Raw genomic sequence first — 22,245 nt, 5'->3', positions numbered from 1 at the left:
GCAGATGAACGCCGACCGAACGGTCAGCCGACACGATGGTCATGGGCCGCGTGATCATGACGGCCGTCGCCATGATCGTGGCCATGGCCCATGAGGGCGCCCAGATCCTCGCCGCTGCGCCACTCGCGTACCGCCTGATGCAGGATGAGGAAGGCCGAATGGAGGAAGAGCCCGGCCATGATGAAGGCGACGACGAGATCCGGCCAGGGGCTCGCCAGCCACCAGACGAGGCCGGCGGCGATCATCACCACCACATTGCCGATGGCATCGTTGCGCGAGCAGAGCCAGACGGAGCGGACATTGGCGTCGCCGTCCTTGTAGCGCGCCAGGAGGATCACGCTCGCGAGGTTGGCCGCCAACGCCAGCAGACCGATGGCCCCCATGAACTCGGCCCGCGGCAGGCCGAAGACGAGCACCTGCCAGACGGTGGAGCCGAAGACCCAAAGGCCCATCAGGAGAAGGCTGACGCCCTTGAACAGGGCTGCGGAAGACCGGACGCGCAGGCTGCGGCCGATCACCGCCAGCGACAGGCCGTAGGTGAGGGTGTCGCCGAGGAAGTCGAGCGCGTCGGCCTGAAGCGCCTGCGACCCGGCGAGGCGGCCGGCGAGCGTCTCGATGAGGAACATCGCCGCGTTGATGGCGATGACGATCCACAGGACGCGGCGATAGCGCGGATCGGTGCCGTCGAAGCCGGCGGCGCCAGGCTCCGCGTTTCCACTACTCGATGACATCGCTGCGTCCTTTCAGGCCTCACGCATGCCCAACGGGTTGCATGCTTCGGCATCGGACCTACATCCTCTAGCGACTAGAGGATCAAGAGGTCTTTTCAATGCCCGCCAAGTCCACCGCGACGGCCGAACGCCCCGGCCTTCCCATCGGCGTTCTCGCGCGCCGCGCCGGGGTCAAGGTGCCCACCATCCGCTACTACGAGCAGATCGGGCTGATGCCCCCCGCCCCGCGCTCGGGTTCGAATCGGCGTCTCTATGGCCCGGAGGATGTGCAGCGGCTCGCCTTCATCCGGCATGGCCGCGACCTCGGCTTCGAGATCGAGGAAATTCGCCAGCTCATCGCGCTCGCTGGCGAGCCGGGCCAGCCCTGCGACGGGGCTGACGCGATCGCCCGGCGGCACCTGGCCGACATCGACGCCAAGATCGCCCGCCTGACCGCGATGCGCGGCGAGATCGCGCGCATGGTCGACCACGGCTCGCACGGCGCCATCGGCACGTGCCGGGTCATCGAAGTGCTGGCCGACCACGACCAGTGCCTGCAGGAGCGGCACTGAACGGCCACTGTCTGGAGAACCTACCGGAACGTTGCACGAAGCCGCAGCAGCGCGTCGCCGGCAAGGGCGCGAGCCTGCCGCGCCCAGAGCACGAAGGGCAGCAGCACCAGCTTCACGGGATCGGTGTCCGGAATGCCGTCGCGCTCGGCGCCCATCGGCTCGGCACAGCTGTCGTGCCGGTAGTAGGTTCCGAACATCAGGTCGAAAAGCGGAATCATGTTCGCGAGGTTCTTGCCATAGGCCTCGGGCGCATCGGCATGATGCCAGCGATGGAAGCGCGGCGAGGCGATCAGCCAGTTGAGCGGACCATGGTCGATGTCGAGTTCGAGATGGACATAGGCCGTGTGCAGCGAGGCAACGACATAGGCCGCGACGATCAGGCCCGTCGGGATGCCGATCCAGGTCAGCAGAACGATGTAGAAGACCTTCATCGTCACGACCTCGAGCAGATGCACCCGGAAGGCGGTGAAGCCGTTCACATGGGTGTCCGAGTGATGGACCGCGTGAATGGGCCAGCCGATGCGCGTGTGGAGGGCGCGGTGGCACCAGTAGTCGGCGAAATCCTTGGCGACGATGCCGACGACGGCAACGACCAGCCAGGGCATGCTCTGCCAGAAACTCTGAGGAATCGCCGGGATGCCGAACTGACCGTAGATCCGCGCTACGAGGTCGGACAGGACATAGACCACCGGCGCCATGATGATGTTGAAGGCGAGAACCGCGAGCGAGGCGAGGCTGTTGCGCACGGCGGACGGCGACAGCACCCGCGACGTCATTCCCGCAACGACGCCGACGGCGATGAAGGCTGTCACGAACCCCAGGACCCACAGCATGCCGGGGCTCAGCAGGTACGAGCGGTAGATCATCAGCAGTGTGGTGGTCGCGTCGGCGCCCATGGACGGCTCCCAGGCGCGCGGCGCCATCCTGTTCTTCTAGACCCCCATGCTTGCCGAATGATTGATGGCGGAGGTCCCTCGAACGGCCGGCATGCGGCCTCTTGATGGCCCGGCCCGGATCGGGTGCAGTTGCGGTCCGGCGGGCTCCTGCGGGTCCGCTTCCTTTCTCCCCCGGGCCAGACATGCCATCGTCCGACCACACCGACCGCAGCGTTGCCCAACCCGTGCCGCATGCGGAGCTGTCGACGCACCGTCCTTCGTGGACCGCGACCCTGGGCACACGCCTCCGGCGCGAGCCCCACTATGGCGACCGGGTCGTCGCCTGCTTTGCCGAGCGCCCGGCAAGCCTCCCGGCCCTCCTCGACGAAGCCGTGGCCTGCAACAGCGACGGCGAGGCGCTCGTCTGCGGCGACACGCGCCTGACCTATGCCGGGCTTGACCGCGCCGTTCGCCGGCTGGCGGCCGCGCTGTCTGCGGAAGGCGTTGCGGCCGGCGACCGCGTCGCCATGCTGATCGGCAACCGACCGGAGTTCGTGACCGTCCTCTTCGCCCTCGCCCGCATCGGTGCCGTGGCGGTTCCGATGGGCCTCAGGCTCCAGGCGCCGGAGATCGCCCATGTGCTGAACGACTGCGGCGCCCACCTGCTGATCCACGAGGCAGAGCTTGCCGACCGCATCCCGGTCGCCGCCGAGACCCCCGCCCTGTCGCAGCGCTGGACGGTCGGCGGAGCTGCCGCCGGAACACGCGCCCTCGCGGATGTCCTCGCCGCCCATGCCGCGGCGCCAGAGCCAACCTGCGCCGCCGTGGCAGAGGAGGATACCGCCGTCATCCTCTATACCTCCGGCACGACCGGCCTGCCGAAAGGCGCCATGCTGACCCATCTCGGCATCGTCCATTCCTCGATGGTCTTCGAGCAATGCATGGGCCTGACGGCCGCGGACAGGTCCCTCGCCGCCGTGCCGCTGAGCCATGTCACCGGCCTGATTGCCAACATCACCACCATCGTGCGCGCGGCCGGCACGCTCATCATCATGCCGGCGTTCCGCGCCGCGGACTTTCTCGCCCTTGCGGCCCGGGAGCGGATGACGCAGTCCGTACTGGTGCCGGCCATGTACAATCTCTGCCTGCTGCAGCCGGATTTCGACACCTACGACCTCTCGGCCTGGCGGATCGGCGGCTACGGCGGCGCGCCCATGCCGACGCCGACCATCGAGGCGCTCGCGGCCCGCTGTCCGGGCCTTGCGCTGGTCAACGCCTATGGCGCCACCGAGACCTCCTCGCCGACGACGATCATGCCGCCGCGCTTCACCACCACCCATGGGCACAGCGTCGGCATCGCCGTGCCAGGCGCCGAGATCATGATCGTCGACGATGCCGGCCGCGAACTGCCGCCCGGCGACGTCGGCGAAATCTGGATCGGCGGGCCGCACGTCGTGAAGGGCTACTGGAACAACCCGAAGGCGACGGCCGAGGGATTCACCGCCGGCTTCTGGCGCTCCGGCGACATCGGCAGCGTCGACGCGGACGGCTTCGTGCAGGTGCTCGACCGCAAGAAGGACATGATCAACCGCGGCGGCTACAAGATCTTCACCGCCGAGGTCGAGACCGTGCTGGTGGCCTGTCCCGGCATCGTCGAATGCGCCGTGGTGGCGGCGCCCTGCCCGGTTCTCGGCGAGCGCGTGCATGCGGTCGTGGTGACCGATGCGAGCGAACCTCCAGAGGAAGCGATCCGCGCCTGGTGCGCCGAGAGGCTCTCCGACTACAAGGTGCCCGAGACGCTGACGATCCAGACGGAACCGCTGCCGCGCAACGCCAACGGCAAGGTCATGAAGCGCATCCTGCGCCAGAAGCTGGGACGCCCCATCACCACCTGACCAGCACGCAGGGATGATCGCGGCGCACGGATCGCACGACCAAACCTTCTCGCCGGCCCACCTTAGATCGCCATTTTATCCCGCGTAACTTGACTTGGCAGAACGCATTTTTTCTTTGATCGCCCGATATTGCCATTTGAGAGAATTTATTTTCATATCGGGCATCATTTCTGCGCACGCGCTCGTCCGACCGCTCGCCGCACTGCGACAAAGGGCCCCCATCCATGTCCACCCTCCTTCCCCGCCGTACTGTTCTCGCGGCGGCCGCCGCGGCGCTCGCCGCACCGGCGCTGACGCCCTCGCCTGCGCGCGCGCAGGCTGTAGCCGCCCGTGTCGGCGTCATCCCGATCATCGGCGCCTCGCCGATCTTCGTCGTCGACAAGGAGGGCTGGGCCCGCGATGCGGGGTTGAACCTCGCCTTCACCACCTTCGAGTCCGGTCCGAACATGATCCAGGCCCTGGCTTCGGGCACCATCGACATCTACGTCGCAGGCGTCGCGCCGCTCGGAGTCGCGCGCGCCCGCGGCGTCGACGTGAAGGTCGTCGCCTCGACGGCGACCGGCGAGAATGTCTTCGTCGCCACGCCGCGGCTCGCCGCCTTCTTCAAGCCGGGCGTGTCGCACGCCGATGCGCTCAAGGCCTACCGCGCCCAGACCGGCAAGGCGGCGCGCCTTGCCACCCAACCGCCCGGCTCGGTGCCGAACACGACGCTGCAATTCTGGCTCTGGGAGCAGATCAAGGCCGACCGCGCCGACGTCGAGATCGTCGCCATGGGCATCGATGCGACGCAGCAGGCGATCCTCGCCGACGCCGTGGAAGGCGCGACCATCCGCGAGCCGGCGCTGACCATCGTGCAGAAGCGCAATCCGGCCATCAAGCTGATCGCGGTCGGCGACGAGTTGTTCCCGGGACAGCCGGGTACGGTCGTCGCCGTCTCGGGCGCCTTCCTGGCCAGGAACGAGGACAAGGTGCAGGGCCTCGTCAACGGTCTCGTGAAGGCCGGCCACCTGCTGACGCGCGACCCCGACAAGGCCGCCCCGCATGTCGCCGCCAATCTCGCCAAGGGCATCGTCGACCTCGCCACCATCCAGGCGGCGCTGAAATCGCCGGCGAGCAAGTTCAGCATCGACCCGCGGGCCATCATCGAGCCGACCAAGGCCATGCAGGCCTATCAGGTGAAGCTCGGCTCGCTGCGCGAGGCAGTCTCGCTCGACGGCCTGTTCGATACCCGCTTCTTCGAGAAGGCGCCCTCGGCAAGCTGAGGCCGGTCCGCATCATGTCGCAGCCGCCGATCGTGACCGACGCGTCCGTCCCCGCCGCCACGCCTGCGATGCCCGCAGGGTCTTCCTTCAGCCCGTCGCTCGACGGGCTGAGGAGCCTCGGGCTTGCGGCGGCCGGTCTCGTAATCTTCATCCTGATCTGGGAGGCGCTGCCGCGTCTTGGCCTGTTCAACCCGATGCTCCTGCCGGGCCCGAGTGCGATCCCCGCCGCCTTCTGGAGCGAACTCACGTCGGGCGCCTGGACCTCTGCGGTCAAGGCGAGCCTCGGCCACTATACGATCGGCCTCGTCGTCGGATCGGTTCTCGGCCTTGTCTGCGGCGTCGCCACCGGTATGTCGCGCCTCGCCGAGGACATGACGTCCTGGGTGGTGCGCGTGCTGCGGCCGATACCGGGGCTCGCCTGGGTTCCCTTCGCCATCATCTGGTTCGGGGTAAGCCAGTCCTCGGCGGTCTTCATCATCGCCATCGGCGTGTTCTGGATCGTCTTCTTCGCCGCCCACGGCGCGATCCGCGGCGTCGACCGCGACCTCATCGAGGTGGCGGATGCCTTCGGCTTCCGCTCCGCCCATGAACGCCTGTTCAAGATCCTGCTGCCCGCCGCCATGCCCGGCATCCTCGTCGGCATGAGGACGGCCCTCGGGCAGGCGTGGATGGCGGTGGTGGCGGCCGAGATCTTCGGCGTACCGGGCCTCGGACAGCGCATGATCCAGGCCTCGAGCCTTCTGGCGACGGAAATCGTCGTCGTCTACATGCTGACCATGGCCGCCCTCTATGGCGTGCTCGATACCCTCTTCGTCGCGGTTCAGGGACGGGTGTTGCGATGGAAAGCGTGATCGATATTTCCGGCCTGTCGCTCACCTTCGAGCGCGACGGCCAGAGGAACGAGGTCCTGCGCGGCCTCGACCTGTCGGTGCCGCGCGGCGCCTTCATCGCCATCGTCGGTTCGTCCGGGGTCGGAAAGTCGACGCTGCTGCGCGTGCTGATCGGGCTCGCCACCGCCAGTTCCGGGACGGTGGAGATCGCCACGCGCTCCGGCCAGCGCCAGCCGCTCGCCCTCGTCTTCCAGGATTCACGCCTGCTGCCCTGGCGCTCGGTGGTCGACAATGTCGCCTTCGGCCTCGAGGGCAGCGATCTTGGCAAGGCGGCGCGGCGCCAGAAGGCCCGCGCGGCGCTGGAAATCGTCGGGCTCGCCCACCTCGCCGAACGCTGGCCGCACCAGCTCTCCGGAGGCCAGCGCCAGCGGGTGTCGCTTGCCCGGGCGCTGGCGGTCGAGCCGGAAGTGCTGCTGATGGACGAGCCCTTCTCGGCGCTCGACGCGATCACCCGGGAGGGTCTGCAGGACGAACTCGTCCGCATCTGGCAGGTGACCGGCAAGACCATCCTGTTCGTCACCCATGACATCGAGGAGGCGACCTATCTCGCCGATCGTGTCGTGGTGCTGGCCGGGTCGCCGGGCCGGGTGGTGGCCGACCAGACCATCGACGCGCCAAGGCCGCGCCAGCGCAGCCAGTCGCGCGAGCCCGCGCTGGTGGCCGGCATCCGCCAGCACATCGGCGGCGAGGCCCTCATCGACGGGACGGGGATCTAGCAAGGCCCGGGCACGGCGGAGCGCCCGGCGCGGCGCGCCCTAGTCGTGGCCCTCGTCGATCAACCGGTCGAGCAGGGCGAGTTCGGCCAGCGCGGCCGGCGTGGAGCAGGTGATGGCGCGGCCGACCACCTTCACCCCGTAACGCTCGAGCGCCAGAAAGCTGCGCGACAGGGTTTCCGGCGTCATGCCGAGATAGCTCGCCAGTTTCGATTTCTCGCAGGGAATATGCGCGATGAGCGCGCCGCCCTGCTCCCGGCCGTTCCGCAGGACCCAGGCGGCGAGCCGCTCGCCGCCGGTCCTTACCTTCTGGTCCTTGAGCTGCCGGACGATGCCGCGGTAGCGCTCCGCCATCTCCCTGACGACGGCGCTGGCGAAGGAGACGTCGCGTTCGAAGACTTCACGGATCGCGGCAGCCGGAATCATCAGGATGCGGGAGGCCTCCAGCGTGCGCGCCGACTGGAGATAGACCTTGTCGACGAGCACCGCCGCCAGGATGAAGGTGGTCACGGGTGCCAGGAAGCCGATGGTGCTCTCGCGGCCGTCGTGGCTGGCGAACATCTCCACCAGTCCCTCCACGACGATGTGGAGGAAATCGGCATGGTCGCCCTCGTGGATGAGCTGGGTCTGCGACGGAAAGCGCTGCAGGAATGCCGCCTTCATCAGCGCATCGAACTCGCCGTCGCCCATTCCGGCGAACAGGGGCAGTTCGCGGACCGTCTGGATGTCTGAAGCGCGCACCGGATGGACCCTCCGCAGGTCATCCTGATTGCATTTTGACAAATGTCAATTCCTCGGCCTCACTACAGCAATTCAACATCTTACTTTCCGCCGCGCAGCATTCAATAATAGTCAATTATTTAAAGAATGCTGCGCCGCATGATCTACCTTTGATTTCAATCAATACATTTTGTGCCGTTCCGGACTTTTGTTGCGACGTTCCTTGCGGCCTCTTCGCCGTATTCGCCAGCCAAGGCCACTGCCATGACGCCCGACGATGCTGCTGCGACAATCGTGACGGTTATCTCCTTCACTCCGCCACTTCTCACTGACGCGACTTCTCCCGGAAGGATGGCGCTGGCGCAGGACACGTGCCTGCAGCGGGAACAGCGCGGCCGCCATCACTGAGATCTTGACCAGGGGCTGGACAGCTGATGGGCCGCGCGTCTCGTCAGAGAACCGATCCAGCCGCATCGCTCCGGCGCCGCCAGAGAGGGGACACCACTCATGCACATTATGCTGGCCTACGATCACTCCCGAAACGCGCGCATCGCTCTCGATACGATGATGCGCCTGTTCGCTGACACCAAGGCCGAGGTCACGCTGATCAGCGTGATCGAGGACCCGGGTAGCGCCACCGCCGCATCCGATGACATGTTTCAGGAGCAGTTCTCCGAGCAGAAGGCGGCAGCCGATGCCGCCGCTGCGGAACTGATTGCCGCGGGCTTTGCCGCCAAGGTCCTGCTGGCAGAAGGCGATGCGCGCAAGATGATCCTGCGCGCCACCGAAGAGCGGAAGCCTGACCTCCTGATCCTGGCCCGCCACAGCCACAAGCCGGATCGTGGCTTCATCGGCCGGCGGATCGACGCCCTGGTCGAGGAATTCGACCACATGACCTTCGGCTCGGTGAGCGCCTTCCTCGCACGCCGCGCGCAGGTTCCCCTCCTGATCGTTCCCGCGCCGTGACCATCCACGTAAGGCCCTCAGCTCGCGGACCCCGGGTCCCGGCGCAACTTCGAGCCTCACCATGAAAACCAGCGATCTCTTCATCATCAAGAACCGCGAGATCAGAGCGCTCCACCTGACGTGGATCGCCTTCTTCATCTGCTTCTACGTCTGGTTCAACATGGCGCCGCTGGCGTCGTCCATGCTCCGCGCCGCCAACTGGCTGACGCGAGACGACTTGCGGCTGTTCGCCATCGCCAACGTTGCCCTGACCATCCCGGCCCGCATTCTGGTCGGCATGGCCCTCGACAAATGGGGTCCGAGGCGGGTGTTTTCCCTCCTCATGGTCGTGATGGCGATCCCGGGCCTTGTCTTCGCCTTTGGCGAGACCCGCGAGCAACTGTTCATCTCGCGCCTCGTGCTCAGCTCGGTCGGTGCAAGCTTCGTCGTCGGCATCCACATGACGGCCATGTGGTTCAAGCCCCGCGACATCGGCTTCGCCGAAGGCTTCTATGCCGGATGGGGCAATTTCGGCTCCGCCGCCGCGGCCATGACCCTGCCGACGATCGCCCTGACGATATTCGGCGGAGAACATGGCTGGCGCTATTCGCTGGCGATCTCGGCCATCGTCATGGGGGCCTACGGGGTCTTCTACTGGTTCGCTATCACCGACGGCCCGACCGGCACCGTCCATCGCAAGCCGCGCAAGGCGGCCGCCCTCGAGGTGAGCAGTTGGGGCGATCTCGTCCTGCTGATGATCTTCACGGTGCCGATGGTCGGCATTCTGTCGATCCTCGTCTGGCGCATGCAGAACATGAACTACCTCGACGCGATGACGGCGGGATTCATCTACTTCGCCCTCGTTGTGATCGTCCTTTACCAGCTCTGGCAGGCCTGGCGGGTCAACGCGCCGATCCTGCGGGAGGGAATCCCCGAGGACGACCGCTACCCGTTCACGAGCGTCGCCGCACTGAATACGACCTACTTCGCCAACTTCGGCGCCGAACTGGCCGTCGTCTCGATGCTGCCGATGTTCTTCGAGGAGACCTGGGGACTCAACGCGGCGATGGCCGGCCTGATCGCCTCGTCCTTCGCCTTTGTCAACCTCTTCGCCCGTCCCATGGGCGGCCTCGTTTCGGACCGGTTCGGCAATCGCCGCTTCGTGATGATGGCCTACATGTTCGGCATCGGCGTCGGCTTCCTGCTCATGGGGCTGATGGACTCGCGCTGGCCTCTCGTCATCGCCGTGGCCATCACCATCGGCTGCTCTTTCTTCGTGCAGGGGGCCGAGGGAGCCACCTTCGGCATCATTCCCTCGATCAAGCGGCGCGTGACCGGGCAGATCTCGGGCATGGCCGGCGCCTACGGCAATGTCGGCGCGGTCTTCTATCTCTTCATCCTGACCTATGTCACCGCGTCGCAGTTCTTCCTGATCATCTCGGCCGGTGCCTTCATCAGCTGGCTGGTCTGCTACATCTGGCTGAAGGAGCCCGAGGGCGGCTTTGGTGATGAATACATCATCAGCTCCGTCGACGAAGCGATCGCCGCCGAGGGCGCGCACAAGCGCGAGGCCGAGGCAGAACTCGCCAGGCTGCTCGGCAGCAAGGTCGATCTGATCGACAAGGGCGCCGGCCTGCAACTGACCGCCCGGTTCAACAGCCTCGAGGACCTGCGCAGCGTACTGCGCAAGCTCAACCCGCAAAGCCAATCACAACCGTGAACCAGGCGAGGCACCCGTCATCACGACGGGTGGCCGCACCTTCGAGAAGGGACATGCCATGACGGCCCAGAACAGCCAAGCCGCTTCCGCCCCCGGCGGAACCTGGCTCCAGAAATGGGAACCGGAAAACCAGGCCTTCTGGGACGGCGGCGGCAGCCGCCTGGCCTGGCGGACGCTCTGGATCACCACCGCAAACCTGATGATGGCCTTCATCGTCTGGTTCCTGGTCTCCGCACTCGTGGTCCGGCTGCCGCAGATCGGTTTCAAGTTCACGCCGACCCAGCTCTTCTGGCTGGCGGCCATGCCAGGGCTTGCCGGCGGCTCGCTGCGACTGATTCACATGTTCCTGACGCCGATGTACGGGACCCGGCACGTGGTCAGCCTGTCGACCCTATCACTGCTGATCCCGCTCGTCGGCTGGTTCTATGCGGTCCAGGATCCGACCACGCCCTACTGGTGGTTGATGGTGCTGGCCTTCCTCGCCGGCCTCGGCGGAGGCAACTTCTCGTCCTTCATGCCCTCCACCAGCATGTTCTTCCCGAAGCGCCTGCAGGGCACCGCGCTCGCCATCCAGGCAGGCATCGGCAATTTCGGCGTCTCCGTCGTGCAGTTCATCACGCCATGGGTCATCGGTTTCGCCCTGATCGGCGGCATGGGCTTCATGGGCGAGTCCCAGACCATGACGCGCGCCGGTGTGCAGAGCCAGATCTGGCTGCAGAACGCGCCCGCCGTCATGATCCCCTTCGTCGCCGTCTTCGGCATCAGCGGATGGCTGCTGCTCAAGTCCGTGCCGATCAAGGCGAACTTCCGTGAGCAGTTCGACATCTTCAAGTCGAAGCACACCTGGTCCATGACCTCGCTCTACATCATGACCTTCGGTGGCTTCTCGGGACTGTCGGCGACCTTTCCGCTACTCATCCGCCAAGTCTATGGCAGCTTCGAGGGCGCTCCCGATCCACTGACCTATGCCTTCTACGGCCCGCTGGTCGGCTCGGCCTCGCGCGTTCTCGCCGGCCCGCTCTGCGACAAGATCGGCGGCGCCAAGATCACGCACTGGGCCGGCATCGGCATGGTCGTGTGCGCCATTCTCGTTGCCATCAACACCCAGCCGACCGCGCTTTCGAGCTTCCCCGTTTTCGTGGCGGCCATGCTGGCGCTGTTCTTCTTCGCAGGCGTCGGCAACGCCTCGACCTTCAAGCAGATGCCGATGCTGTTCGAACCACGCCAGGGCGGCGGCGTCATCGGCTTCACCGCGGCGATCGCGGCCTACGGTCCCTTCATCTTCGGCATGCTGTTCGCCTGGTCGTTCGCGACCTTCAAGGTCGCCACGCCGGTCTTCTACGGGCTCGCCGTGTTCTTCGCCCTCAACGTCGCGATGAACTGGTGGATGTACGCCCGTCGTGGCGCCGCCAATCCCTGCTGACACCCGCAATCCCGTCCTCACCGGAGCGACAAGACGATGAGCCATTTTCTCGATCGCCTGACCTTCTTCAACCGGACCACGGGCGACTTCGCCGACGGTCACGGGATCACCACCACCGAGGACCGCAGCTGGGAGGACAGCTACCGGAGGCGCTGGCAGTCGGACAAGATCGTCCGCTCCACGCACGGCGCCAACTGCACCGGCTCCTGCTCCTGGAAGATCTACGTCAAGGGCGGGATCGTCACCTGGGAGACGCAGCAGACAGATTATCCGCGCACGCGGCCGGACCTGCCGAACCACGAGCCCCGCGGCTGCTCCCGCGGCGCCTCCTATTCCTGGTACCTCTATTCCGGCAACCGGGTGAAGTACCCGATGGTCCGCTCGCGGCTGGCCAAGCTCTGGCGCGAGGCACGCGCCACCATGACGCCGGTGGCGGCCTGGGCCTCGATCGTCGAGAACCCCGAGAAGCGGGCGAGCTACACCTCCAAGCGCGGCCACGGCGGCTTCGTGCGCTCGAGCTGGGACGAGACCAACGAGATCGTCGCCGCGGCCAACGCCTACACGGCCAAGACCTACGGCCCGGACCGCATCTACGGCTTCTCGCCGATCCCGGCCATGTCGATGGTCTCCTACGCGGCCGGCTCGCGCTACCTGTCGCTGCTCGGCGGCGTCTGCATGTCCTTCTACGACTGGTACTGCGACCTGCCGCCCGCCTCGCCGCAGACCTGGGGCGAGCAGACCGACGTGCCGGAATCGGCCGACTGGTACAATTCGGGCTTCCTCATCCTGTGGGGTTCGAACGTGCCGCAGACGCGCACGCCGGATGCCCATTTCTACACCGAGGCGCGCTATCGCGGCGCCAAGTCGGTGGTTATCTGCCCCGACTATTCGGAAGCCTCGAAGTTCGCCGATCTCTGGATCTCGGTGAAGCAGGGCACCGACGCGGCGCTGGCCATGGCCATGGGCCACGTCATCCTCAAGGAGTTCTACGTCGACCGCCAGGCGACCTATTTCCACGACTACGTGCGCCAGTACTCGGACATGCCGATGCTGGTTCGCCTGGTCGAGCAGGACGGCCGCCTGGTGCCCGAACGCCAGCTCCGCGCCTCTGACTTCAAGGGCGGCCTCGGCGAGACCAACAATCCCGACTGGAAGACGGTCGCCATCGACGAGACCACCGGCGAGATCTGCGTGCCGCACGGCTCGGTCGGCTTCCGCTGGGGCGAGAAGGGCAAGTGGAACCTGGAGGAAAAGGATACCAGCGGCCACCCGACGAAGCTGGCCCTGTCGCTCGCCGGCGGCGAACTCGCCGACGTCGCCTTCCCCTACTTCGGCAATATCGCGCACGAGCACTTCGCCTCGACGACGGACGAATCCATCCTCACCCGCAAGGTGCCGGTGAAGCGGGTCGCGCTCGCAGACGGCCAGGCGCTGGTCGCCACGGTTCATGACCTCATGCTCGCCAACTACGGCGTCGACCGCGGCTTCGCCGGCGACACCGTGGCGAAGACCTATGACGAGACCGGCCCCTACACGCCGGCCTGGGCAGAGAGCATCACCGGCGTGCCGCGCGACCAGATCATCACGGTCGCGCGCGAATTCGCTCGCAACGCCGAGAAGACCAGGGGCCGCTCGATGGTGATCATCGGCGCCGCCATGAACCACTGGTACCACTCGGACATGAATTACCGCGGCGTGATCAACATGCTGGTCATGTGCGGCTGCATCGGCCAGTCGGGCGGCGGCTGGTCGCACTATGTCGGCCAGGAGAAGCTGCGCCCGCAGTCGGGCTGGGCGCCGCTGGCCTTCGCGCTCGACTGGTCGCGGCCGCCGCGCCAGCAGAACTCAACCTCGGCCTTCTACGTGAACACCGACCAGTGGCGCTACGAGACGGTCACGCCGGAGGAAATCCTCTCGCCGACCGCACCGAAGGGTGACTGGGACGGATCGATCATCGACTACAACATCCGCGCCGTGCGCATGGGCTGGCTGCCGGCCTATCCGACCCTGCAGGAGAACTCGCTGGAGATCGCCGGCAAGGCGGCCGCCGCGGGGCTCGAGGTGAAGGACTATGTCGCGGCGGCGGTGAAATCCGGCGAGCTCAACTTTGCCTGGGAGGATCCCGACAACCGGAAGAACTGGCCACGCAACCTGTTCGTCTGGCGCTCCAATTTGCTGGGGTCGTCCGGCAAGGGCCACGAGTACTTCCTGAAGCACCTGCTCGGCACCACCCACGGCGTGCTCGGCAAGGACCTCGGCAGCACCGGCGGCGTCAAGCCGAAGGAGGTCAAGTGGCGGGACGATGTTCCGGAGGGCAAGCTCGACCTGCTGGTGACGCTCGACTTCCGCATGTCCACGACCTGCGTCTATTCGGACATCGTGCTGCCGACGGCCACCTGGTACGAGAAGAACGACCTCAACACCTCCGACATGCACCCCTTCATCCACCCGCTGACGGCGGCCGTGGACCCGGTGTGGGAATCGAAGTCGGACTGGGAGATCTACAAGGGCATAGCCAAGGCCTTCTCGCAGGTCGCGCCAGAGGTCCTCGGCGTCGAGAAGGACGTCGTGCTGACCCCGATCATGCACGACACCCCCGGCGAGATCGCCCAACCCTTCGACGTCAAGGACTGGAAGAAGGGCGAGATCGAGCCCATCCCCGGCAAGACCATGCCGACGGTGACGGTGGTCGAGCGCGACTATCCCAATCTCTACGCCCGCTTCACCTCCCTCGGCCCGCTCATGGCCAAGGTCGGCAATGGCGGCAAGGGCATGGCCTGGAACACCGAGCACGAGGTCGACCTGCTGAAGGCCCTCAACGGCGAGCATCGTGACGGGGCGAACAAGGGCCTCGCAAAGATCGAGACCGACATCGACGCCGCGGAGGTCATCCTGATGATGGCGCCGGAGACCAACGGCGAGGTCGCGGTGAAAGCCTGGAAGTCGCTCGGCGGCTTCACCGGCCTCGATCACACCCACCTCGCCATCCCCAAGGAGGACGAGAAGATCCGCTTCCGCGACGTGGTCGCCCAGCCGCGCAAGATCATCTCGTCGCCGATCTGGTCGGGTCTGGAGAGCGAGAAGGTCTGCTACAACGCCGGCTACACCAACGTCCACGAACTGATCCCCTGGCGCACGCTCTCCGGGCGCCAGCAGCTCTACCAGGATCACCTGTGGATGCGGGCCTTCGGCGAGGCGCTCTGCGTCTATCGCCCGCCGGTCGATCTCAAGACGACCAAACCGGTCATCGGCCTGAAGCCCAACGGCAACAAGCAGGTGGTGCTGAACTTCATCACGCCGCACCAGAAGTGGGGCATCCACTCAACCTACACCGACAACCTGATGATGCTGACGCTGTCCCGCGGCGGGCCGATCGTCTGGCTGTCGGAGGTGGATGCGGCGGCAGCCGGCCTCGTCGACAACGACTGGGTCGAGGCGTTCAACAGCAACGGCGCCCTCGTCGCCCGCGCCGTCGTCTCCCAGCGCATGAAGACCGGCACGGTGTTCATGTACCACGCCCAGGAGAAGATCGTGAACGTGCCGGGTTCGGAGACCACCGGCAACCGCGGCGGCATCCACAACTCGGTCACCCGCGCGGTGCTGAAGCCGACACACATGATCGGCGGCTACGCCCAGCTCGCCTACGGCTTCAACTACTACGGCACCATCGGCACCAACCGCGACGAGTTCGTCATCGTCCGCAAGCTCGCGAACGTCGACTGGCTCGAACGCCCCTTCGACGAGGCCAAGGCGCGCCACGGCGCGGCCCCGGCCGTCGCGGCAGAGTGAACAGGAGAACAGAGATGAAGATCCGCGCTCAGATCGCGATGGTGCTGAACCTCGACAAGTGCATCGGCTGTCACACCTGTTCGGTGACCTGCAAGAACGTCTGGACGAACCGCGAAGGCGTCGAATACGCCTGGTTCAACAATGTCGAGACCAAGCCCGGCATCGGCTATCCGAAGGACTGGGAGAACCAGGACCGCTGGAAAGGCGGCTGGAAGCGCAAGTCGAATGGCAAGATCCAGCCGCGCATCGGCTCCAAGTGGCGGGTTCTGGCGAACATCTTCGCCAACCCCGACCTGCCGGAGATCGACGACTACTACGAGCCCTTCACCTTCGACTACGAGCACCTGCAGAAGGCGCCGGAGCTGGAAGCCTTCCCGACGGCGCGGCCGCGTTCGCTGATCACCGGCGAACGGATGGAGAAGATCGAGTGGGGGCCGAACTGGGAGGAAATCCTCGGTGGCGAGTTCGCCAAGCGTTCGCAGGACAAGAATTTCGACGGCATCCAGAAGGACATCTACGGCCAGTTCGAAAACACCTTCATGATGTATCTGCCGAGGCTGTGCGAGCACTGCCTCAACCCGACCTGCGTCGCCGCCTGTCCCTCGGGCGCCATCTACAAGCGCGACGAGGACGGCATCGTCCTGATCGACCAGGACAAGTGCCGCGGCTGGCGCATGTGCGTCTCGGGCTGCCCCTACAAGAAGATCTACTTCAACTGGAGCTCGGGCAAATCGGAGAAGTGCATCTTCTGCTATCCGCGCATCGAGGCCGGCCAGCCGACGGTGTGTTCGGAGACCTGCGTCGGCCGCATCCGCTATCTCGGCGTGGTGCTCTATGATGCCGACGGTATCGAGAAGGCCGCCTCGACCAAGAACGAGCAGGATCTCTACGAGGAACAGCTGAAGCTCTTCCTCGATCCGAACGATCCGACCGTGATCGAGGAGGCCCGCCGCCAGGGAATCCCTGAAAACTGGCTGGAGGCCGCCAAGCGTTCGCCAGTGTGGAAGATGGCGATGGAGTGGAAGATCGCCTTCCCGCTCCATCCCGAATACCGCACCATGCCGATGGTCTGGTACGTGCCGCCGCTCTCGCCGATCCAGTCGGCGGCGGAGGCCGGCAAGATCGGCATCGACGGCGAGATGCCCGACGTGAAGTCGCTGCGCATCCCGGTCAAGTACCTCGCCAATCTCCTGACCGCCGGCAAGGAACAGCCGATCGTCACGGGGCTGGAGCGGATGCTGGCCATGCGTGCCTACATGCGCGCCAAGACCATCGACGGAGTCATCGACGACACCATCGCCCGGCGCGTCGGCATGACCGGTGCGGCGATCGAGGACATGTACCACGTGATGGCGATCGCCAATTACGAGGACCGCTTCGTCATCCCGACCAGCCACCGCGAATGGACGGAGGACGCCTACGAGCTGCGTGGCTCGTGCGGCTTCTCCTTCGGCAACGGCTGCTCGGACGGCGATTCGAAGCCGAGCCTGTTCGGCAAACCCAAGGCCAAGAACCCGATGGAGATCGTGTGATGAAGACCTTCAAGGTTCTCTCGGCGCTCGCCGCCTATCCGAGCGCGGCGATGGTCGCGGCCATCCCCGCCATGCGCCAGGTGCTGGAGGCGGAAGGCCTCCTCGGCTCACCCGCCCGGCGGCTCATGGAACCCCTGCTCGCGGATCTCGCGGGCGGTGACCTCATGGACCTGCAGGAGCGCTACGTATTCCTGTTCGACCGGACCCGCTCGCTGTCGCTGCACCTGTTCGAACATGTGCACGGCGAGAGCCGGGACCGCGGTCAGGCCATGGTCGATCTGAAGCAGCTCTATGAGGCGGCCGGCTTCGAACTGAACACCTCGGAGCTGCCGGACTACATCCCGGCCTTCCTGGAATACCTGTCGCTCAGGCCGGCAGACGAAGCCGTCTCCTTCCTCGGCGAAACCGTGCACATCCTGATCACGCTGGCGGCGCGGCTGGAGAAGCGTTCCTCGCCCTATGCCGGCCTGTTCCGGGCCATGGTCGCGCTCTCCAAGGCCAAGCCGAAGCCGGAGGACATGGCCGCCATCGTCGCAGACGACGGCATCCAGCCGGACGATCTCGAGGCCCTCGACGCCGTCTGGCAGGAGGAGGAGGTCACGTTCGGCCCCGGCGCGGCGGCGGCCGCCTGCGGCAAGGACACGCTCGGCGCCAAACTGCGCGCCGCCAACCGACCGGCCGAGGGCATGACGCCCCCTGCCCCCGCCGGCGTGCGCACCGTCGTCACGCACAACCGCCTCCCCATTGCCTGAAGGAGCCCGCGTCATGGCCGCCACGCTCAATCACATCGTCTTCGGATGGTATCCCTACTTCGCCCTCACCGTGTTCCTCGCCGGCAGCCTCATCCGCTTCGACCGCGAGCAGTACACGTGGAAGGCCTCGTCCTCGCAGATGCTCCGCACGGGCCAGCTGCGCTGGGGGTCGAACCTCTTCCACATCGGCATCCTCGCGATCTTCGCGGGGCATCTGGTCGGCCTGCTGACGCCGATCCAGGTCTTCGACGCTGTTGGCATCTCGCACGGCGCCAAGCAGGTGCTGGCGATCGTGGCAGGCGGCATCGCCGGCATCGCCTGCTTCATCGGCCTTGTGCTGCTGCTGCACCGGCGGCTGTTCGACGCGCGCATCCGCGCCACGTCGTCCTTCGCCGACACGGCGATCCTGGTGATCCTCTTCGTGCAGCTCTGCCTCGGGCTCCTCACCATTCCCTTGTCGCTCGGTCACCTCGACGGCCACGAGATGGTGAAGTTCATGACCTGGGCGCAGGGCATCGCCTACCTGCAGCCGGGCGCCTCGCAGGCCATCGCCGATGTGAACCTCATCTTCAAGGCGCACATCTTTCTCGGCCTGACGATCTTCCTGATCTTCCCCTTCACCCGGCTCGTCCACGTCTGGTCGGCGCCGGTCTGGTACCTCGGTCGCCGCGGCTACCAGATCGTCCGGACCCGCGACGGACGGCGCGTCGCCCCGGCGACCAAGTGAACCGGCCCCGACGGCTGACCCCACACACAAGGATCGTGTCATGAGCGCGACTGCCCCCGTCCGCACCCTCATCGCCAAGCCGCCGCGCCAGCGCGTCAGCGTCAACGGCATCGCCATCGCCGGCCAGGACATCCTGCGCGAGGCCCGCAATCACGCCAACGAGCGCCCCGCCGACGCGTGGAACGCGGCGGCGACGGCTCTGGTCGTGAAGGAACTGCTTGTCCAGGAGGCCCGCCGGCTCGGCGTCGCCGGCACTCCCGCCAGCGACGGCGAGGGCCGGATGGAAACCGACGAGGAGGCGGCCATCCGCACCCTCGTCGAACGCGCGGTGACCGTGCCGCAGGCCTCGGCCGAGGAATGCCGGCGCTACTACGAGAACCACCGGGCGCGCTTCCGCTCGGCAACGCTGACGGAAGCCGCGCATATCCTGCTGGCGGCAGCGCCGGAAGACCTTGAGGCACGGCAGGCCGCGGCCGCCACGGCCCAGAGCCTATGCGACCGGCTCGCCGCCGATCCGGATGCCTTCGCGGACCTCGCCCGCGCGCATTCGCAATGCCCGTCCGCCGGACAGGGCGGATCGCTCGGCCAGTTGCTGCCGGGAAGCACGGTGCCCGAGTTCGAGACAGGGCTGGCGAACCTCGCGCCCGGCGAGATCTCGCGCCAGCCGGTGGAGACCCGCTTCGGCTATCACGTCGTGCGCGTCGAGCGGCGGATCGAGGGACGCGACCTGCCCTTCGAGCTCGTCCATGACCGCATCGCGGCCTATCTGCACGAAGCAGCGGGGCATCGCGCTCAGGCCCAGTACATCGCCCGCCTCGTGTCGGCCGCCGACATCAAGGGGTTCGACATGGCCGGCGCCGCCGACCACCGCGTTCACTGAGGAGGACAGGATGCTGCTCGGTGACCTTCTCGCCCGCTTCAACGACCCGCTCGTCGCCGAACAGGCCCTGGCGGGCCTCGACGACCTGACGCTCGTCACCGCCGTCACGGTGAAGGCCGATGCCGCGGGCCTGTCGACAGGGCTCTATGCGGCCGAATGCGTCGAGACCTATGCCGATACGGCCACCGACGAGGAGTGGGCGACACTGATCGGACAGATGGCGCGATCGGACGACCCCGGCGGCATCCTGCTGAAGCGGGCGCTGTCCGCTTCGTGCAGCGGCGGGGGAACCTGCGGCTGCGGGGGAACCCACGCATGAACGCCCTCACCCCGCCACGCGACACCGGACCCAGCGCGGCCTCGTCCCGCCGGGCGGGATCGGCGTTGCACCCGACGCTGGTGGACTCCTTCGGCCGGGCGATCACCTATCTCAGGCTGTCGGTGACCGACCGCTGCGACCTCCGCTGCTTCTACTGCATGTCGGAGCGGCCGGAGTTCCTGCCCAAGCGCGACCTCCTGACCCTGGAAGAACTCGACCGCCTCGCCTCCGCCTTCATCGCGCGCGGCGTCCGCAAGCTCAGGATCACCGGCGGCGAGCCCCTTGTCCGGCGCGGCGTGGTCGACCTGATGCACGAACTCGGGAGGCACCTCGCCACGGGCGCGCTCGACGAGCTGACGCTCACCACCAATGGCAGCCAGCTCGTCCACCATGCGGCGGCGCTCGCCCGCGCCGGCGTGCGGCGTGTCAACGTCTCGCTCGACACGCTGAACGCCGACCGGTTTGTGGCCATCACCCGACGCGGACGCCTCACGGACACGCTCGCGGGTATCGAGGCGGCCCGGGACGCTGGCCTCGCGGTCAAGATCAATGCCGTGGCGCTCGCCGGCGTCAACGACGACGAATTCCACCGCCTGGTGGAGTTCGGCCACGGGCGCGGCATGGACGTTACCTTCATCGAGGTCATGCCCATCGGCGAGACGGGGTTCGGCCGGGCCGATCACTTCATCCCGCTCGCCCAGGTGCGCGAGAGGCTGGAACGCCACTTCACTCTGACGCCCAGCCTTCACCGCAGCGGCGGCCCGGCTCGCTATTGGCAGATAGCCGAGACGGGCCGTCGTGTCGGCTTCATCGCGGCCACCACCTGCAATTTCTGCGCGGCCTGCAACCGGGTCCGCGTCACCGCCACCGGCCAGTTGGAAGCCTGCCTCGGCCGCGAGGAGGGCACAGACCTCAAGGCGGCCCTCAGGTCCGATCCGGGAGACGAGGCCCTGCACCGCGCGATCGATGCTGCCATCGCCGCCAAACCCGCCGGTCACGCCTTCTCCGACGGATGGAGCGCGCCGGCGACGCGCCGCGGCATGCACGTCACGGGAGGCTGACGCCGTGATCCTCGACCCCCTGTTCGACCGCAACGTCGCCTGGGCGCAGCGCAAGACGCGCGACGATCCCACCTATTTCGTCCGCATGGCCGAGCAGCAGTCGCCCAACTACATGTGGATCGGCTGCTCCGACAGCTGCGTCACCGCCAACGACGTGCTCGGCCTCGATCCCGGCGAGGTCTTCGTCCAGCGCAACATCGCCAACATGGTCCACACCAGCGACATGAACCTGCTCGCGGTGCTGGAGTTCGCCATCGAGACGCTCAAGGTCGGCCATGTGATCGTCTGCGGCCACTACGGCTGCGGCGGGGTCAGGCGGGCGCTCGGCGACGACCGGTCGGCCCTGGTCGACCACTGGCTCCAGCCGCTGGTCATGTAATACCGTAAGCACCAGCCGCTGTTTGCGCAGATCGGCGACGAGCGCCGTCGGCTCGACCGCATGTGCGAGCTCAACGTGCGGATGCAGTTCCACCGCGTCGCCCAGACGCCGATCATCGAGGCGGCCTGGGCGCGCGGGCAGCCGCTGCATGTCCATGGCTGGATCTACGGTGTCGAGGACGGGCTGTTGCGCGAAGAGGAACCGCCGATCACCTCGCTGGAGGAGCGCGACCGGCTCTCGAACATCGACCAGTGCGCCACCAGCACCAGCGAGCCCGCCAGCGCCATGCGCCGCCATGCCGTGGAGGCCTTCACGGCCATTCCGGCAGACGGAGGCGCTGTCCCGCCCTGCTGTCAGGCAGGACACGGGATGACGGATGCGAGGGCCCCTGATGCCTCGCGCCTGGGCTGCGCCGCCGCCATTTCCGTCAAGCTGAGTTCGCAGTTTGCCTGGCTGAATCGTCAGTGGGTGAGCATCGCCTTGAGCAAGGCTATGACGGCGATCGACAAGGCGAGCAGCACACCTGCGAAGAACGGCCATGGCGACACAGGCTCCCGCGCAACCCACGCCGCGACGGGACCAAGGAACGACAGCCGCAGGAGCGTCGCGCCGATCGCGATGGTCCAGGCGAACCCTCCTTCAACCCATCCGAGCCACGCAGCAACAAGGACGACGGTTGGAACAATCGTGGACGTGACGATCGGCACCGCGTCCCGCAGATCATGTTTGAATGTTGCATACAATCCGCTGCCGTCGGGATGACGCAGGAGGTGCGCGAAGAGATCCGCGCCCACGTGGGCAACGAATGTCGAAAGCCCTACCCCCAGGACGTACAGGAACGCCTTGGTGCTTTGCAGGCTGTCCGGCGACAGAGGAACCAAGGCCGACAGAACGAGGATGTTCCCGTAAATGAACGCTGATATGCGCCTGACAGGAATGTCTGTCCTTGGTTGAGGGCGATCTGGAGTGATGATGGACATTGGAAGCCCTGCGATGGTGGGGACATTCATCCCTCTTGATGCCAGGCGGCTTCCAGGTTTCACGTCGGTTCAGGCGGCGCTTGAAGCAGCGTGGGCTGCGA

General features: G+C 66.6%; 20 protein-coding genes and 1 pseudogene. 16 read left to right on the top strand and 5 right to left on the bottom strand.

What is annotated here, in order from left to right:
- Positions 1-23: 23 nt before the first annotated feature.
- On the bottom strand, positions 24-731 hold the full coding sequence (locus tag ACJ4V0_RS09725; protein ID WP_448299380.1) for a cation efflux transmembrane domain-containing protein: 708 nt from the start codon (positions 729-731) through the stop codon (positions 24-26).
- A 98-nt stretch (positions 732-829) separates the two neighbouring features.
- Here ACJ4V0_RS09725 and ACJ4V0_RS09720 point away from each other — a divergent pair, with 98 nt between their 5' ends.
- On the top strand, positions 830-1,282 hold the full coding sequence (locus tag ACJ4V0_RS09720) for a MerR family transcriptional regulator (RefSeq protein ID WP_448299379.1): 453 nt from the start codon (positions 830-832) through the stop codon (positions 1,280-1,282).
- A gap of 20 nt (positions 1,283-1,302) precedes the next feature.
- Here the strand turns inward: ACJ4V0_RS09720 and ACJ4V0_RS09715 are convergent, their stop codons facing one another.
- Positions 1,303-2,205: a sterol desaturase family protein gene (locus ACJ4V0_RS09715; RefSeq protein WP_448299378.1), complete on the bottom strand. Its 903-nt coding sequence runs from the start codon at positions 2,203-2,205 to the stop codon at positions 1,303-1,305.
- A 155-nt stretch (positions 2,206-2,360) separates the two neighbouring features.
- On the opposite strand from ACJ4V0_RS09715, the gene ACJ4V0_RS09710 reads away from it, so the two are divergent.
- From ACJ4V0_RS09710 to ACJ4V0_RS09695, 4 genes are all read left to right on the top strand, one after another.
- Complete coding sequence (locus ACJ4V0_RS09710; RefSeq protein WP_448299377.1) at positions 2,361-4,052, top strand: class I adenylate-forming enzyme family protein; 1,692 nt, start codon at positions 2,361-2,363, stop codon at positions 4,050-4,052.
- A 224-nt stretch (positions 4,053-4,276) separates the two neighbouring features.
- Complete coding sequence (locus ACJ4V0_RS09705) at positions 4,277-5,314, top strand: ABC transporter substrate-binding protein (RefSeq protein ID WP_448299376.1); 1,038 nt, start codon at positions 4,277-4,279, stop codon at positions 5,312-5,314.
- Between the two features lie 68 nt (positions 5,315-5,382).
- On the top strand, positions 5,383-6,165 hold the full coding sequence (locus ACJ4V0_RS09700; protein WP_448299520.1) for an ABC transporter permease: 783 nt from the start codon (positions 5,383-5,385) through the stop codon (positions 6,163-6,165).
- Positions 6,153-6,920, top strand: coding sequence for an ABC transporter ATP-binding protein (locus tag ACJ4V0_RS09695; RefSeq protein ID WP_448299375.1), 768 nt, complete (start codon positions 6,153-6,155; stop codon positions 6,918-6,920). The genes ACJ4V0_RS09700 and ACJ4V0_RS09695 overlap by 13 nt, the downstream gene beginning before the upstream one ends.
- 39 nt (positions 6,921-6,959) lie before the next feature.
- Here ACJ4V0_RS09695 and ACJ4V0_RS09690 read toward each other — a convergent pair whose 3' ends face one another.
- Entirely contained in the window at positions 6,960-7,658 is a 699-nt protein-coding gene (locus ACJ4V0_RS09690) for a cyclic nucleotide-binding domain-containing protein (protein WP_448299374.1), read from the bottom strand.
- 486 nt (positions 7,659-8,144) lie between these two features.
- Here ACJ4V0_RS09690 and ACJ4V0_RS09685 point away from each other — a divergent pair, with 486 nt between their 5' ends.
- From ACJ4V0_RS09685 to ACJ4V0_RS09635, 11 genes and pseudogenes are all read left to right on the top strand, one after another.
- Positions 8,145-8,603 carry a universal stress protein gene (locus ACJ4V0_RS09685; RefSeq protein WP_448299373.1) on the top strand — a complete coding sequence of 153 codons (459 nt, stop codon included), beginning with the start codon at positions 8,145-8,147 and terminating at the stop codon, positions 8,601-8,603.
- Positions 8,604-8,664: 61 nt separating this feature from the next.
- Positions 8,665-10,302 carry an MFS transporter gene (locus tag ACJ4V0_RS09680; protein WP_448299372.1) on the top strand — a complete coding sequence of 546 codons (1,638 nt, stop codon included), beginning with the start codon at positions 8,665-8,667 and terminating at the stop codon, positions 10,300-10,302.
- Between the two features lie 58 nt (positions 10,303-10,360).
- The gene (locus ACJ4V0_RS09675) at positions 10,361-11,725 is read left to right on the top strand and encodes an MFS transporter (protein ID WP_448299371.1); all 1,365 of its coding nucleotides are present in this window, start codon (positions 10,361-10,363) and stop codon (positions 11,723-11,725) included.
- A 36-nt stretch (positions 11,726-11,761) separates the two neighbouring features.
- Positions 11,762-15,514, top strand: coding sequence for a nitrate reductase subunit alpha (locus tag ACJ4V0_RS09670; protein ID WP_448299370.1), 3,753 nt, complete (start codon positions 11,762-11,764; stop codon positions 15,512-15,514).
- 14 nt (positions 15,515-15,528) lie between these two features.
- A complete protein-coding gene (gene narH, locus ACJ4V0_RS09665) occupies positions 15,529-17,046 on the top strand; it encodes a nitrate reductase subunit beta (protein WP_448299369.1) in 1,518 nt (505 codons plus the stop codon).
- Positions 17,046-17,798, top strand: a complete 753-nt coding sequence (gene narJ / locus ACJ4V0_RS09660) for a nitrate reductase molybdenum cofactor assembly chaperone (protein WP_448299368.1) — start codon at positions 17,046-17,048, stop codon at positions 17,796-17,798. Before narH ends, narJ begins: the two co-directional genes overlap by 1 nt.
- Positions 17,799-17,811: 13 nt before the next feature.
- Positions 17,812-18,525, top strand: a complete 714-nt coding sequence (narI, locus tag ACJ4V0_RS09655; RefSeq protein WP_448299367.1) for a respiratory nitrate reductase subunit gamma — start codon at positions 17,812-17,814, stop codon at positions 18,523-18,525.
- A gap of 40 nt (positions 18,526-18,565) precedes the next feature.
- Positions 18,566-19,405, top strand: a complete 840-nt coding sequence (locus ACJ4V0_RS09650; protein WP_448299366.1) for a peptidylprolyl isomerase — start codon at positions 18,566-18,568, stop codon at positions 19,403-19,405.
- Between the two features lie 10 nt (positions 19,406-19,415).
- Complete coding sequence (locus ACJ4V0_RS09645) at positions 19,416-19,724, top strand: hypothetical protein (protein WP_448299365.1); 309 nt, start codon at positions 19,416-19,418, stop codon at positions 19,722-19,724.
- On the top strand, positions 19,721-20,785 hold the full coding sequence (gene moaA / locus ACJ4V0_RS09640) for a GTP 3',8-cyclase MoaA (RefSeq protein ID WP_448299364.1): 1,065 nt from the start codon (positions 19,721-19,723) through the stop codon (positions 20,783-20,785). Before ACJ4V0_RS09645 ends, moaA begins: the two co-directional genes overlap by 4 nt.
- Positions 20,691-21,290: pseudogene (locus ACJ4V0_RS09635) on the top strand (carbonic anhydrase); the annotation flags it as partial. The gene moaA and the pseudogene ACJ4V0_RS09635, both read left to right, overlap by 95 nt.
- A 38-nt stretch (positions 21,291-21,328) precedes the next feature.
- Here ACJ4V0_RS09635 and ACJ4V0_RS09630 read toward each other — a convergent pair.
- Together ACJ4V0_RS09630 and ACJ4V0_RS09625 are read right to left on the bottom strand one after the other, a co-directional pair.
- Positions 21,329-21,478 (bottom strand): hypothetical protein, encoded by a 150-nt coding sequence (locus tag ACJ4V0_RS09630; protein ID WP_448299530.1) that lies wholly within the window; start codon positions 21,476-21,478, stop codon positions 21,329-21,331.
- 147 nt (positions 21,479-21,625) lie between these two features.
- Entirely contained in the window at positions 21,626-22,144 is a 519-nt protein-coding gene (locus ACJ4V0_RS09625; RefSeq protein ID WP_448299529.1) for a hypothetical protein, read from the bottom strand.
- Positions 22,145-22,245 lie beyond the last annotated feature (101 nt).

It is taken from the genome of Phreatobacter aquiterrae, from assembly GCF_053471285.1.
The sequence above is the reverse complement of the archived record's forward strand: the minus strand, read 5'-3'. Positions and strand labels throughout refer to the sequence as shown.

What these genes read in the sequence shown, in the direction of transcription:
- ACJ4V0_RS09725 (WP_448299380.1), bottom strand. Translation starts at nt 731, where the DNA reads ATGTCATCGAGTAGTGGAAACGCGGAGCCTGGCGCCGCCGGCTTCGAC.
- ACJ4V0_RS09720 (WP_448299379.1), top strand. Translation starts at nt 830, where the DNA reads ATGCCCGCCAAGTCCACCGCGACGGCCGAACGCCCCGGCCTTCCCATC.
- ACJ4V0_RS09715 (WP_448299378.1), bottom strand. Translation starts at nt 2,205, where the DNA reads ATGGCGCCGCGCGCCTGGGAGCCGTCCATGGGCGCCGACGCGACCACC.
- ACJ4V0_RS09710 (WP_448299377.1), top strand. Translation starts at nt 2,361, where the DNA reads ATGCCATCGTCCGACCACACCGACCGCAGCGTTGCCCAACCCGTGCCG.
- ACJ4V0_RS09705 (WP_448299376.1), top strand. Translation starts at nt 4,277, where the DNA reads ATGTCCACCCTCCTTCCCCGCCGTACTGTTCTCGCGGCGGCCGCCGCG.
- ACJ4V0_RS09700 (WP_448299520.1), top strand. Translation starts at nt 5,383, where the DNA reads ATGCCCGCAGGGTCTTCCTTCAGCCCGTCGCTCGACGGGCTGAGGAGC.
- ACJ4V0_RS09695 (WP_448299375.1), top strand. Translation starts at nt 6,153, where the DNA reads ATGGAAAGCGTGATCGATATTTCCGGCCTGTCGCTCACCTTCGAGCGC.
- ACJ4V0_RS09685 (WP_448299373.1), top strand. Translation starts at nt 8,145, where the DNA reads ATGCACATTATGCTGGCCTACGATCACTCCCGAAACGCGCGCATCGCT.
- ACJ4V0_RS09680 (WP_448299372.1), top strand. Translation starts at nt 8,665, where the DNA reads ATGAAAACCAGCGATCTCTTCATCATCAAGAACCGCGAGATCAGAGCG.
- ACJ4V0_RS09675 (WP_448299371.1), top strand. Translation starts at nt 10,361, where the DNA reads ATGACGGCCCAGAACAGCCAAGCCGCTTCCGCCCCCGGCGGAACCTGG.
- ACJ4V0_RS09670 (WP_448299370.1), top strand. Translation starts at nt 11,762, where the DNA reads ATGAGCCATTTTCTCGATCGCCTGACCTTCTTCAACCGGACCACGGGC.
- narH (WP_448299369.1), top strand. Translation starts at nt 15,529, where the DNA reads ATGAAGATCCGCGCTCAGATCGCGATGGTGCTGAACCTCGACAAGTGC.
- narJ (WP_448299368.1), top strand. Translation starts at nt 17,046, where the DNA reads ATGAAGACCTTCAAGGTTCTCTCGGCGCTCGCCGCCTATCCGAGCGCG.
- narI (WP_448299367.1), top strand. Translation starts at nt 17,812, where the DNA reads ATGGCCGCCACGCTCAATCACATCGTCTTCGGATGGTATCCCTACTTC.
- ACJ4V0_RS09650 (WP_448299366.1), top strand. Translation starts at nt 18,566, where the DNA reads ATGAGCGCGACTGCCCCCGTCCGCACCCTCATCGCCAAGCCGCCGCGC.
- ACJ4V0_RS09645 (WP_448299365.1), top strand. Translation starts at nt 19,416, where the DNA reads ATGCTGCTCGGTGACCTTCTCGCCCGCTTCAACGACCCGCTCGTCGCC.
- moaA (WP_448299364.1), top strand. Translation starts at nt 19,721, where the DNA reads ATGAACGCCCTCACCCCGCCACGCGACACCGGACCCAGCGCGGCCTCG.
- ACJ4V0_RS09625 (WP_448299529.1), bottom strand. Translation starts at nt 22,144, where the DNA reads ATGTCCATCATCACTCCAGATCGCCCTCAACCAAGGACAGACATTCCT.